Annotated in this window: 9 protein-coding genes; 6 read left to right on the top strand and 3 right to left on the bottom strand. The window is 52.6% G+C overall.

Annotated features, from left to right (window positions below; translation table 11 throughout):
- The first annotated feature begins 8 nt into the window (after nucleotides 1–8).
- Nucleotides 9–2330, top strand: coding sequence for a M1 family metallopeptidase (locus tag R3I13_RS14355; RefSeq protein ID WP_346318655.1), 2322 nt, complete (start codon nucleotides 9–11; stop codon nucleotides 2328–2330).
- A 196-nt stretch (nucleotides 2331–2526) separates the two neighbouring features.
- On the opposite strand, the gene R3I13_RS14350 is transcribed toward R3I13_RS14355, so the two are convergent.
- Together R3I13_RS14350 and R3I13_RS14345 are read right to left on the bottom strand one after the other, a co-directional pair.
- Nucleotides 2527–2712: a hypothetical protein gene (locus R3I13_RS14350; protein ID WP_346318654.1), complete on the bottom strand. Its 186-nt coding sequence runs from the start codon at nucleotides 2710–2712 to the stop codon at nucleotides 2527–2529.
- Between the two features lie 3 nt (nucleotides 2713–2715).
- The gene (locus tag R3I13_RS14345) at nucleotides 2716–3588 is read right to left on the bottom strand and encodes an SPFH domain-containing protein (protein WP_346318653.1); all 873 of its coding nucleotides are present in this window, start codon (nucleotides 3586–3588) and stop codon (nucleotides 2716–2718) included.
- Nucleotides 3589–3830: 242 nt separating this feature from the next.
- Between R3I13_RS14345 and R3I13_RS14340 the strand changes: the two genes are divergently transcribed.
- The 4 genes from R3I13_RS14340 to R3I13_RS14325 all read left to right on the top strand — a co-directional run bounded on the left by R3I13_RS14340 (nucleotide 3831) and on the right by R3I13_RS14325 (nucleotide 10641).
- Nucleotides 3831–4415, top strand: a complete 585-nt coding sequence (locus tag R3I13_RS14340; protein WP_346318652.1) for an RNA polymerase sigma-70 factor — start codon at nucleotides 3831–3833, stop codon at nucleotides 4413–4415.
- A gap of 79 nt (nucleotides 4416–4494) precedes the next feature.
- Nucleotides 4495–5523, top strand: a complete 1029-nt coding sequence (locus tag R3I13_RS14335; protein ID WP_346318651.1) for a FecR domain-containing protein — start codon at nucleotides 4495–4497, stop codon at nucleotides 5521–5523.
- A gap of 4 nt (nucleotides 5524–5527) precedes the next feature.
- On the top strand, nucleotides 5528–8977 hold the full coding sequence (locus R3I13_RS14330; protein ID WP_346318650.1) for a SusC/RagA family TonB-linked outer membrane protein: 3450 nt from the start codon (nucleotides 5528–5530) through the stop codon (nucleotides 8975–8977).
- Nucleotides 8978–9006: 29 nt separating this feature from the next.
- Complete coding sequence (locus tag R3I13_RS14325) at nucleotides 9007–10641, top strand: SusD/RagB family nutrient-binding outer membrane lipoprotein (RefSeq protein WP_346318649.1); 1635 nt, start codon at nucleotides 9007–9009, stop codon at nucleotides 10639–10641.
- Between the two features lie 136 nt (nucleotides 10642–10777).
- Here R3I13_RS14325 and R3I13_RS14320 read toward each other — a convergent pair whose 3' ends face one another.
- The gene (locus R3I13_RS14320; protein ID WP_346318648.1) at nucleotides 10778–11653 is read right to left on the bottom strand and encodes an AraC family transcriptional regulator; all 876 of its coding nucleotides are present in this window, start codon (nucleotides 11651–11653) and stop codon (nucleotides 10778–10780) included.
- A gap of 309 nt (nucleotides 11654–11962) precedes the next feature.
- Between R3I13_RS14320 and R3I13_RS14315 the strand changes: the two genes are divergently transcribed.
- Nucleotides 11963–12997, top strand: a complete 1035-nt coding sequence (locus R3I13_RS14315) for a substrate-binding domain-containing protein (protein ID WP_346318647.1) — start codon at nucleotides 11963–11965, stop codon at nucleotides 12995–12997.
- The last annotated feature ends 52 nt before the right edge of the window (nucleotides 12998–13049 follow it).

The raw sequence follows: 13049 nt of genomic DNA, 5'->3' as shown, positions 1-13049 counted from the left end.
ATATGAATATGAGGAAGCAACTAACCATTTGCCTGCTGGCCGCCGCCCCGGCGATGCTCCGGGCACAGAACCCGGGCTCCAATCATGGCAACCGCTTTGAGCAGCTCAGTTACCTGCTGGCGGACCCAAACATGTACCGGTCCGCTTCCGGCGTGCCGGGGCCGAAATACTGGCAGCAGAAAGCCGATTACGACATCACCGCCGAGCTGGATGAAGCCAAACGCAGGCTCAATGGCACAGAGACCATCACCTATTACAACAACTCGCCCGACCCGCTCACCTATATCTGGCTGCAGCTGGACGAAAACGAGCACGACCCGAAAAGCGACAACAACAGCTTCGACGGCAGCAGCATGAAAGACAGGATGACCTCCCGAGCCATCACCCGGATGCTCGGCATGGAAGCAGGCCATGGCGTGAACATCGAAAAATGCACCGATGCGGCAGGCAATGCCCTGAAATACACCATCAACCAGACCATGATGCGCATTGAGCTGCCCAAAACGCTCATGCCCGGCGAAAAGATCCGTTTCAATGTGAGCTGGTGGTACAACATCGCCAACCGCCTGACCCTCGGCGGCCGCGGCGGGTACGAAAATTTCCCGGAAGACAATAACGACCTTTATACCATGGCCCAGTGGTACCCGCGGCTGGCTGTGTATTCAGATTTCCAGGGCTGGCAGAACAAGCAGTTCACCGGCAGGGGAGAGTTCGCCCTCACATTCGGCGATTTCAAAGTGAAAATGACCGTTCCGGCAGATCATGTGGTGGGCGCTACCGGCGAATGCCGCAACTACAAGGAAACGCTGACGCCCGCGCAATACCAGCGCTGGCAGCAGGCCCAGGGCGCGAAAGAGCCGCTGGAGATCGTTACGCTGGACGAAGCAAACAACGCGATAAAAAACAAAGCTACGGGTAAAAAGACCTGGATCTTCGAAGCGCAGAACGTGCGCGACTTTGCCTGGGTAAGTTCCCGCCGCCTCGTATGGGACGCGATGGGCACCAACGTGGAAGGCAAAAAAGTAATGGCCATGAGCTATTACGGTCCTGAAGCATACCCGCTTTACCGCCGTTATTCCACCAAAGTAGTGGCGCATACCCTGCGGGTGTATTCCAAACATACCATCGCATATCCTTACCCCGTGGCCATTTCCGTGGAAGCGGCCAACGGCATGGAATACCCGATGATCTGTTTCAACTTCGGCCGCGCTGAAAAAGACGGCACCTATTCAGAAGCTACCAAAAACGGCATGATCGGCGTGATCATCCACGAAGTGGGGCACAACTTCTTCCCCATGATCGTGAACTCAGACGAGCGCCAGTGGAGCTGGATGGATGAGGGATTGAACACATTCTGCCAGTTCCTCGCAGAGCAGGAATGGGACAACAACTTCCCTTCACGCCGCGGGCCAGCGCAAAAGATCACAGAGTATATGTCGCTGCCGAAAGACCAGCTGGAGCCCATCATGAGCAATTCGGAAAACATCATACAGTTTGGCCCGAATGCCTATGCAAAACCGGCCACCGCGCTGAATATTCTCCGCGAGACCGTCATGGGGCGCGAGCTGTTCGACTATGCTTTCAAAGAATATTCCCGCCGCTGGGCCTTCAAACATCCCACGCCGAGCGATTTCTTCAGGACCATGGAAGATGCCTCTGCGGTAGACCTGGACTGGTTCTGGCGCGGGTGGTTCTTCGGTACCGAGCCCGTTGATATTTCTCTTGATTCCGTAAAGTGGTACCGCATGGATACGAAGAACCCTGCCGTGGAGAACAAGCTGAAACAGCAGGCCGCCAATGCGGATGACGCGCACATCGCGCAGGCGCGCAACAAAGCGGCAGGCGTGAAATTCGCCGTGGAGCAGGATACCAGCCTGCAGGACTTCTACAACAAATGGGACCGCTATGCTGTAACGCCCGACCAGACCGAGGCTTACAATAAAATACAGGCAAGCCTCACGCCCGAAGAAAAACGTTTGTACGAAAGCAAAAAGAATTTCTACGAACTGACTTTCTCCAACGTAGGCGGCAACGTAATGCCCCTGATCATCGAATGGACGTTTGCAGACGGCACAAAAGAAGTGGAGCGCATTTCCGCCTACATCTGGCGGCACGACGAGTTGAAAGTGACGAAAGTATTCGCGAAAGATAAGCAGGTAACCGCCATCCGCCTGGACCCTTACAGGGAGACTGCGGACATTGACGAACTGAATAACTCCTGGCCGCGCCAGGCTGTGCCTTCAAGGTTCGAGCTGTTCAAAATGGAAGGCGGGGGAGGCCCAAGAGGCAGCAACAACAGCGGCAACCCGATGCAGCGGGCAAGGCAGTAGGTAAACCCCGGTCAAGCCCGGGTCAAAGGCGACTCAAAGGCAAGGATAAAGCTACTTTGGCAGTACTTTGAGGCGTCGTATATCACATCTGATACAGGTTTGTAACACATTTGATACAGGTCTGTATCACTTCTGATACCTGTATCACTTTTGATACCCGGAAAGCAAAAAAAGCTGGTCATTGGACCAGCTTTTTTTATGACTTTTTATTGTTGGGGTCTTTCTTTTTTTCTCCCCTGCCAGCCTCTTTCAGCGCCTTCGCGATGATCCACTCCATCTGCCCGTTCACGCTGCGGAACTCATCCGCAGCCCAGCGTTCCAGGGCTTCGTAAGTGGCATTATCTATGCGCAGCACAAAAGATTTTTTTTCCTTCCCGGCCATGGATCAATGATATAAGGAACCAGCGTTTAATACAGGCGTGGCGGCCTTCTCGCCGCAAAGCACCACCATCAGGTTGCTCACCATGGCTGCTTTTTTCTCTTCGTCCAGCTCCACGATCTGTTTTTTCGATAATTGTTCAAGGGCCATTTCTACCATGCCCACGGCGCCTTCCACGATCTTGGAGCGGGCGGCTACGATGGCGGTGGCTTGCTGGCGTTGCAGCATGGCGCCTGCAATTTCAGGGGCGTAGGCGAGGTGGCTGATGCGCGCTTCCTTCACCAGGATGCCCGCGGCGAACAGTCTTTCGTTCAGCTCCTGCTCCAGCAGCTCGTTCACTTTCTCGCCGCCGTCGCGCAGGGTGATCTCCGCATGCTCGGCTTCCATGCGGTCGTAGGGACAGCTGGTGGCCAGGTGGCGCACTGCGGCCTCGCTTTGTATCTGCACATATTGATTATACCCTTCCACTTCAAACGCCGCCTTGTACGTGTCTTTCACCTGCCATACGATCACCGCGGCGATCTCGATGGGGTTGCCCATCTTGTCGTTCACTTTCAGCGTTTGCCCGTTCAGGTTATTGGAGCGCAGGGAAATATTCTGCGAGCGGAACAGCGGGTTCACCCACAACAGCCCGTTCTGTTTCACGCTGCCTACATACTTGCCGAAGAAAGTGAGCACGCGGGAGTGGTTGGGGTTTACGATCATGATGCCTTTGGAAATAAAGATGAAGGCGATAAAAAGCACAACGGCAAGGGCAATCCAGGAACCGGTGTCTTCCTTACCTGCTGCCTGTACAAAGGCGTAAATGCAGCCGAGAAAAGTGAGGATGCTCAGTACAAATGCAAGGTAGCCGCTCATGGGCTTGACGATCTTTTCCATATGGGGATAATTTAAAGTAATATCAATTTGATATCAAAAATAATAAACTTTCCCTAATTTCCAAAAATGATAGTGTACAACGGACACCATCAGGGATTTAAAAAATTGCTTCGTAAAAAAGTTTTAATTTTAAAGAGAATTACTATTTTCAGACCCGGTTAACCGGATCATGACACGTTAGCATAAGCAAAGAATTTCAGTACAACCAGGATCGACGCCGTTTTATCAACCTTAATCTTTTTATGTACAATAGCTATTCAGACGAGCAATTGTTATCGTTATTGCGTGATGGCGACGGTGCGGCTTTCAATACCATTTACGACCGGTACAGCAGGCCTTTGTACCTTTACATCCTCAGCAAAACGGACCGCGGCGAAACCAGCAAGGACGTGCTGCAGGACCTTTTTGCGACCCTCTGGGAGAAACGCTGCTCGCTGGATATCCACCAATCCCTCCGCTCTTACCTGTACCAGTCTGTGCGCCACAAGATCATAGACCTTTACCGCAAAGACATTACCTACCGAAAATACCTTCAGCAGCTGATCGAGCATTTCGATGCGCAGCCGCATAATATTTCAGAGACGTACGACTACAAGGCCAAAGCCGCCGAAGTGTTTGAGGCCATCAACCGGCTGCCGGAGAAAATGAAGGAGATATTCATGCTCAGCCGCTTCGAAAACCTTAGTATTGAACAGATTGCATGCCGTTTGGACCTCTCCCAGCAAACGGTGAAGAACCAGATATCCAAAGCGCTTAAGATACTCCGCACCCATTATACCCAAACGGACCTGCTGGTGCTGGCCGTAGCCCTTTCCATCCTCCGCTGAAATTTCTTTTGATCCCGATGGTACTTTTCTGAAGCTGGCCCGACTTCCTTATATCACCAACTTCTAAAAACTTACCGCTGTGGATATTGAACAGATCAGGAAAGTCCTGGAGCGTTATACGCAGGGAAAATGTACCCGGGAAGAAATCCGCATTATAGAACAATGGTTTGCAAGCATTAACCAGCACCGTTCCGCCATGATAGAGGATGATTTCCTCAAGGAGCAGCTGGAGGAAGTACGCGTGCGCATCCAGGAGCAGATCGCGTTGCCTGCTGCCCGGCCGCCGGCCCGCAGGCGCCGCCTCCGCGCATGGATCTACACCGGCGCCGCAGCCATGATCACGGGAGCGATCGCATTTACCCTGCTATATCAACCTATGCCGGCCACTCATCCGGCAAACCCAGGCCATCCGGCAGTACAATCTACAGTGGCTAAAACAAACAAGGTGATCAGGAACGGCTACGTAGAAATTTCCACCACCAGGGGCTCCACAGAAAAGGTTGTACTTGCTGATGGTTCTACCATCATGGTGAACGCTTCTTCAAAACTCCGTTATCCCGAACATTTCAACGGCGATACCCGCAGCATTTATTTAGAAGAAGGCGAAGCTTTCTTTAAAGTGGCCAGCGACCCGAAACGCCCGTTCATCGTGCATTCCGGCAACATCGCCACCACCGCGCTGGGCACTTCCTTCAACATCCGCGCCTATAGCCGCGAGCACCGCATTACGGTCGCGTTATTGACCGGTAAAGTGAAAGTGGATCACGCGGAAACCCAACAGCCCGTGATACTGTTGCCCAGCGAACAGGTGAGTATCGACAAGCAGTCGATGGCCATGGCGAAATCTGTGTTCGATAAGGAAGATGATATCATCGGCTGGAAGAACGGCTACATCGCCTTTAAAGATGCAAGCTACGACGAGGTGGCGACGGAACTGGAGAACCGCTATAATGTAACAGTGATCAACGAATCAGGCGTTACGGAGTGGACTTATACGGGCTTTTTCAAGGATGAAAGCCTGCAGGAGATCATGGAAACCATTTGTCTGACCAAAAACATCAGCTACACGCTCAAGAACGACACAATATTCCTTACCCGCAAAAACTAGATGTATGAAAAAATGCCTACGCCTTGTTTCCCTGGTTTTGCTTGCGATGGCCATTACACTGGCGGCTCCTTACACCGCCAGTGCTCGTGCCGAGTCGCAGGACACCAAGAACGTCAGTATCACCATCCAGGTCAAGAACAAAAACATGGAGGATGTGTTTACTGAAATTTCTGCTAAAACAGGCCTCAGTTTCCATTACGACAAATCCGATCTGAATCTCAAAAAGAAGATCAACCTGAATTGCGTGAAGCAGCCTATTGACGAGGTGCTTCAGCTGCTTACAGAACAAACCGGACTGAAATTTACGAGAAAAAGTAATAAGATCATAGTAAATCAGGAACAACATGCCGCCGGCTCCTTAACGACGGTTGCCCTGATGAGCGGCGCGGGCGTTCCCGAAAAGGAAGTGCGCGGCACCGTAAAAGATGCTAAAGGCGGCGCCCTCCCCGGCGTTACCGTAACCATCAAAAACACACAAAAAGGCACACAAACGGGCGCTAACGGCAGTTTTACCATTGCCGCCAATCCCGGGGATATACTTGTTTTCCGTTTTTTGGGATTTTCCACCCAGGAGGTGACGGTGGGAAACGCGGACGAGTACAATGTCGTACTCGCTGAAAACACACAATCCTTAAGCGAATTCGTGGTTACCGCCCTGGGCGTTCAGCGCAAGGCCAAGGAATTGTCATACGCTACCCAGCAGCTCAATAACGACGACCTCTCCCGGGTAAAAGACGCAAACGTGATCAACAGCCTGGCAGGTAAAGCCGCCGGCGTAACCATTAGCAGGAGCGCTTCCGGCCTCGGCGGCACTGCCCGCGTGATCATGCGCGGCAACAAATCTACCCGCGAGAACCAGCCGCTGTATGTGATAGACGGCGTGCCCATGGCCAACTACTCGCCCTCGCAGCCGGCGAACGTATACGGCCAGTCGTCAGACATCCAGTCCGGCGCAGGCCGCGACGGTGGCGACGGTATTTCCAATATCAATCCAGACGACATCGAATCCATCAACATCCTCAAAGGCGCTTCCGCAGCCGCGCAATACGGCAGCCAGGCCGCCAACGGCGTGATCCTGATCACCACCAAACGCGGCCGCGCAGGCAGGATGAGGATAGATTTTTCTTCAGACCTCACCATGGACAAAGTGATGCTGCTGCCCAAGCTCCAGTGGCGTTACGGGCAAACCAACGACCCCGCGCCCGGCGCAGACAGCTGGGGCCCGAAAGTGAACGCGACAGACCATGTGAAGGATTTTTTCAACACCGGCAACACCTGGACCAATTCCCTCGGCGTGAGCGGAGGCACTGAAATAGCGCAGTCCTATTTTTCCTATTCCAACACCAGCAGCAAAGGCGTGATCCCCACGAGCCGCTTCAACAGGCATACCTTTAATTTCAGGGAAACCCTCAAACTGCTGAACGATAAGCTGAGCCTCGATGCGAACATCACCTTTATATCGCAGAACGCACGCAACAGGCCGGTAAGCGGCTTGTATTTCAACCCGCTGGTAAGCGTGTACATGTTTCCCCGCGGCCTCAATTTTAACCAGTATAAAGACCAGTTCGAGACCTTTTCACAATCCCGCAACATGTACACCCAGAACTGGTGGAACATCAATGCAGACCAGGGCCTGAGCGGCGACGCGGAACTGGCGAACCCTTACTGGATACTGAACAGGAATGTGCGCGAAGAAGAACGTACCCGCGGCATGGCTTCGCTGGCGATAAAATACCAGTTGCTGGACTGGCTCTCTATCCAGGCGAGAGGCAACTTCGACCGCTCATACGATGAGTATGAAATGAAAGCCAACGCTACCACGCATCCTTCACAGGCGCCCCTCAACGGGCGCTACACGCTGGAAAAAGAATTCAATACCCAGATGTATGCAGACCTGATGCTGAACGCCAATAAGCAGCTGTCTGACAACTTCCGCATTTCGGGCATACTCGGTACCAGCGTAACCGACTTCAAGCTGCGCGATCGTACGCTGAACGACGTGAACGTGGGCAGCATCAAAGGCCTGTTCTACGCCAACGTATTCCAGCTTGCCAACATCGATCCCACGGCTATGACCGTGCAGCAGGGGCTGGACCGCAAACAGATCCAGGCCGTGTTTGCCAGTGCCAACCTGGGTTACAAAGATTACCTGTTCCTGGACCTTACCGGCCGCAACGACTGGTCCAGCACCTTCGCTTTCACGCCCACCAAAAGCAAGGGATATTTCTACTACTCCGCCGGCCTCACCGCCGTTTTAAGCGAAATGCTCAAGTTGCCGGAAGCATGGAACTTTGCCAAGCTGCGGCTGTCTTACGCGAAAGTGGGTAACGACCTGCCGTCTTACATCACCAGGCCCGCCACCTACACCCTGCGCGTTCTCGGCGGCGTGAAACAGCTCACCTTCAACACCCGCGTGCCCTTCCCGGGAGAATACATCCAGCCTGAAGACAACCGTTCCTTCGAAACCGGTATTGAGACCCGTTTCCTGAACGACCGTATAGGCGTTGACGTTACCTATTATAACAACAACAACTACCGCCAGTACATCGAGATTCCGGCCCCGAACGGTTCCGGCTATGCCTCTTATTATCTCAACCTCGGCAACATCCGCAACACCGGTGTGGAAGCCATGCTTACCATCGTGCCCGTGAAATCGAAGAGCCTGACCTGGACCTCCAATATCAACTTCTCCACCAACCGCAACAAAGTGGTGAAGCTGTCAGATGGTGACAAAGTGGTATCCAGCAACAAATTCGTGCTTACTGAATTTGGTTCCAACATGTACGGCTCCGGTATGCAGGAAGGCGGCGAGTGGGGCGATATCTACACGCCCACCATTACCAAACGCAATGCAGCAGGGCAGATCGTGCTGAGTGCAGACGGTTTTGTGCAGGACTCCGTGTCCGGCAACGGTTTCGTTGTGGGCAACCCCAACCCTGATTTTAATTTGGGCTGGAACAACCGTTTCGATTATAAGGGCTTTACGCTCACATTCTTAATAGACGGCCGTTTTGGCGGTGAAGTAATGAGCCTCACACAAGCCGTGCTGGATGCTTACGGCGTGAGCGAAGCCAGCGCACAGGCAAGGGATAACGGTGGGGTGACCTTAGACGACGCGGTGAAAGCAGACGGCTCCAAATTCACCGGCAAGCTGGATCCGAAGATCTATTACCAGAATACGGGCGGCCGCAACGGCAACGGCGACATGTACATGTACGACGCGACCACTATCAGGCTGCGCGAACTTGCGCTTAGCTACAACATACCGGTGAAGTCCAAAGCCTTCCGCAGCCTGCGTGTAGGGCTGATAGGCCGCAACCTTTTCTTCCTGAAACGCGAAGCGCCGTTTGACCCGGAAGTATCTGCCGGAGGCGACAACAGGCTGCAGGGCATAGACGTGTTCGGCCTGCCTGCCACGCGCAGCTTCGGGGCCAGCCTGAAAGTAGGATTCTGATCCAGTTAATCACCTAACAAGCAAAGACAATGAAACCATTCAAACATATATTCACCCGCAAAACCCTTGCAGCAGGGCTGGCCGCTTCGATATTCATGGCTTCCTGCACGAAGGATTTTGAAAGGCTCAATACAAATCCTTATGGTGTATCTGAAGACGATCTGAAAAAAGATTTCCAGTACATCGGGGAACCGTTCAAGCAGATCCAGATGAGCATCTTCGCCGCGAATCCCAGCTGGGTGTTCCAGGTACAGCAAAACCTCATGGGAGATCTGTATTCCGGTTACATGGCCGTGCCAAACCCATTCGGCAACTTCGGCAACAACAACACCACATACAACCTGCAGGACGGCTGGAACCAGGTACTCTGGGGCTGTGCTTACGGTACTTACGCTCCTTCGCTGGATAACTCGGTGATGCCGGTTTGCCGTTACGTGGGCAATCTCACCAAAACCGATTATCCCAACTTCTACGCCTGGAGCCTGCTGCTGAAGGTGCTCACCATGCACCGCCTGGCAGACGTTTACGGGCCGATCATCTACACCAAATACGGCGTGCAGAACCCTGACGGGAGCATCGACTACGACAGCCAGCAGGAGGCTTACAATGCGTTCTTCAAAGACCTTGCAGAAGCCATTACCACACTTACCAAATATCATAACGACGGCGCTCCGAAAAACTTTGCCGAGTTCGACCTTTCCCCGTACCAGGGCGATTATTCCAAATGGGTGCAGGTAGCCAACACGCTGCGTTTGCGCCTGGCCATCCGCATCAGCAAGGCGGATCCCGCGAAGGCAAAGACAGAAGGAGAAGCGGCGCTTGCCCATCCTCTTGGTTTATTGACGGCCGCCGCGGATAATTTCACCATCAATATCGCGCCGCTGGAACACCCGCTCCGTACCTTCTCGGAAGGCTGGGGGGATATCAGGATGAGCGCGCCGATGGAATCTATCCTGAAAGGGCTGAAAGATCCCAGGCTGGTGAAATACTTTTCGCCGTCCGATGAGTTCCCGGGCCAGTACAAAGGTATCCGCAACGGCATCAACCTGCCTGCAAAAGAAGTATATGTAAACTTCTCCAAGCTCAATAAAGACCTGCTCGGCAACAGCAAAATACAGGTAATGACGGCTGCTGAAGCCTGGTTCCTGAAAGCTGAAGCCAACCTCCTGGGCTGGACGGGTGCCGGCGCTGCCCAGCAGAACTATGAAAAAGGCGTGGAAGCATCCTTTGCCCAGCACGGCGTATCCGGCAACCTGGCTGAGTACCTCGCTGATAATACCAGCACTGCCGCGCCTTACGTGGATCCAAAGAATGCCGCGAACAACATCAATACCGGGAGCCCCTGGCTCAGTACCATCACCGTTAAATGGAATGATGTGGACGCACCGGCGCGCAAGCTGGAAAGGATCATCACGCAGAAATGGATAGCAGGCTTCCCCGAAGGGCAGGAAGCATGGGCGGAATTCCGCCGCACAGGCTATCCCAAACAATTCCCGGTGATGATCAACAACAGCGGCGGAAAAATTTCCACCACCGCATTCATCCGCAGGATCAACTTCTCCAGCACGGAATACCAGGCCAACCCGAAAGGGGTGGAACGCGCAGTTACTTTACTAGGTGGACCTGATAACGGGGGCACCCGCCTCTGGTGGGACAAACCATAGCATTAATAGACATAGCTCATCTAAGAATGACCGGCCGGCCCTTTTGGGCCGGCTTTTTTGTGGGGAAAACAGTTCGCATAAAAAAAGCGCAGGCCCTGTGGCAGCCTGCGCTTAAAAAACATATGGTGTAAGGGATCTATGCTTCCTTCAGCCTCAGTTCATTCTTGTATTCCTTGGGCGTTTTGCCGACGATCTCCTTAAAGAAGCGGTTGAAATTGGAAAGGTTCTTAAACCCGCATGAATAGGCTATTTCAGCGATCGACCAGTCTTCTTCCGTAAGGCGTTTGCAGGCATGGCCGATGCGTACTTCGTTGAGGAACTGCACGAAGGATTTTTTGGTCCTGTTCTTGAAAAAGCGGCAGAAGCTCTGCGGGGAGAGGTTGGTGATGCTGGCAACGTCCTGCAGGGAAATTTCCTTGGAGAAATTGTTCATCACATATTTGAACACCTCGTCGATCTTATGGTTGTCTTTTACGTTGTAAGCGTGCGAATAGCCGGTGCTGGCCAGGAAGTAGCAGTCTTTGGTCTCCGAAAGCGTCTTGAGTATCTGCAGCAGTGAAATGATGCGCTCCAGGCCGTCTTTTTTCGGCAGCGACAATATCTCGTCCTTCAGCTTCTCCTGCGTGCTGCCAATGATCTTCATGCCGCGCTGGGCACGGTGGAAAAGATCGGTAAGCGCCTTGGTTTCCGGCAGGCCGTAGAATTTGTCGCCAAAGATGTCTTTAGGGAAATAGATCACCACCGAACGGGCTTTGAGCGACTCATCATTTTTATGATAGGCCTCGTCGTTGTACCACACATGCGGTATGTTCGGCCCCAGGAATACCATGTCGCCTACGTCAAAACTTTCAATGCTGTCTCCTACGATGCGTTTACCCTGGCTTTCAGTAACGTACACCAGCTCGCATTCGGGATGAAAATGGAAAGGTGTGTTGAAATAAGGATCACAGCGTTCGATGATGGTGATCTGGTTGTCGGCAAAGGCCCCCACTTTTATCAGAATGGGTTTCATATTTGCTTCCTTGTTGGTTTAGTCCTATGAAAATATTAGCAGGTAGTAATTCTGCCATTTTGAATTCTATTTTGCCAAATTATTAAATTTCGGTTAAAAAAATACTAGTCGGCACTATTTTCCCATAATATTTAAGGGGCTTGAAAATTATGACCTGCGGTAAACATGCCGGGGCCGTTGCAGTGGCCGGTTTGCCGCCAAAACCGGCCCTCTGGCGGCATCCGGGCGGGGAATTCTTTTTTGTTTTATCGAATTTTCCGTACCTTGTTTATGCTAAATCGTTATAGCGCGTACGACCTATAATTCCATATGAAGGGTATATCAATCAAAGATATTGCAAAACAAGCCGGCGTTTCGCCTACCACCGTTTCATTTGTACTGAACGGCAAAGCCAAGGAAAAACGCATCAGCGACCAGGTGAGCAAAAAGATACTGAAGCTCGCTGCTAAACTCAAGTACAAACCGAACCAGCTCGCGCGCGGGCTCAGAACCGGCAAAACCAAGACCATCGGCCTTATCGTGGAAGATATCGCTAACCACTTCTTTGCCAATGTTGCTAAAATAGTGGAAGAAGAAGCGGATAAATTCGGCTACAAAGTACTGTATGGCTCCACGGAAGACAATCTTACCAAAGCCCGCGGCCTGCTCGAAGTGCTGGAATACCGGCAGGTAGACGGCTATATCATTACGCCCACGCCCAACCTCGACAAAGAGATAGAAGTGCTGAAGAACTCCCGGAAACCCATGGTGCTCATGGACCGTTATCTGCCGCAGATACCCACCAATTACGTGATGGTGAACAACTTCCAGGGCTCTTACGATGCGGCGGAATACCTGCTGGAACTGGGCTACCAGAAGATCGCGCTGGTTACCACCACTTCGGAGCAGATACAGATGAAGGAGCGTTTCAACGGCTTCACAGCCGCTATGAAAGCCCACCGCGCCAGCCTTCCCCGCAAAATGTGCAAAAAGATACCGTTCGGCGCCAGCAAAGAGGAAGCGGTAAGCCAGATCATGGAGTTCATCAAAGGCCTGCCCGGGCTGGACGCCATTTTCTTCACCACCAACTACCTCGGCATTTACGGCATCGAAAGCGTGAAGGAGCTGGGCATGAAGATCGGGGAAGATGTTGCCCTCATCAGCTTCGACGACCATGATCTCTTCCGCCTGCATACCCCCGGCATCACCTGCGTGGCGCAACCTATCCACGACATTGCCCGCAACGTGATACAGGTGCTGATGAACGAGCTGAACCAGCACAATAACCAGATCAACCAGGTGGTGCTGCCTGCAACGCTCATCAAGCGGGAAAGCTGCCGGAAAAGGGCTAAAACAGTGGCTTAAAAAGATTTTTCACAGGTGTACATACAAAAAGGCGGAGCCAGGGGCTGCCGCC

The sequence above is a fragment of the Chitinophaga sp. YIM B06452 genome, from assembly GCF_039655965.1.
Lineage (GTDB): Bacteria > Bacteroidota > Bacteroidia > Chitinophagales > Chitinophagaceae > Chitinophaga.
This window is presented reverse-complemented; position numbering and strand designations above follow the sequence as displayed.

What these genes read in the sequence shown, in the direction of transcription:
- R3I13_RS14350 (WP_346318654.1), bottom strand. Translation starts at nt 2,712, where the DNA reads ATGGCCGGGAAGGAAAAAAAATCTTTTGTGCTGCGCATAGATAATGCC.
- R3I13_RS14345 (WP_346318653.1), bottom strand. Translation starts at nt 3,588, where the DNA reads ATGGAAAAGATCGTCAAGCCCATGAGCGGCTACCTTGCATTTGTACTG.
- R3I13_RS14315 (WP_346318647.1), top strand. Translation starts at nt 11,963, where the DNA reads ATGAAGGGTATATCAATCAAAGATATTGCAAAACAAGCCGGCGTTTCG.
- R3I13_RS14325 (WP_346318649.1), top strand. Translation starts at nt 9,007, where the DNA reads ATGAAACCATTCAAACATATATTCACCCGCAAAACCCTTGCAGCAGGG.
- R3I13_RS14340 (WP_346318652.1), top strand. Translation starts at nt 3,831, where the DNA reads ATGTACAATAGCTATTCAGACGAGCAATTGTTATCGTTATTGCGTGAT.
- R3I13_RS14330 (WP_346318650.1), top strand. Translation starts at nt 5,528, where the DNA reads ATGAAAAAATGCCTACGCCTTGTTTCCCTGGTTTTGCTTGCGATGGCC.
- R3I13_RS14355 (WP_346318655.1), top strand. Translation starts at nt 9, where the DNA reads ATGAGGAAGCAACTAACCATTTGCCTGCTGGCCGCCGCCCCGGCGATG.
- R3I13_RS14320 (WP_346318648.1), bottom strand. Translation starts at nt 11,653, where the DNA reads ATGAAACCCATTCTGATAAAAGTGGGGGCCTTTGCCGACAACCAGATC.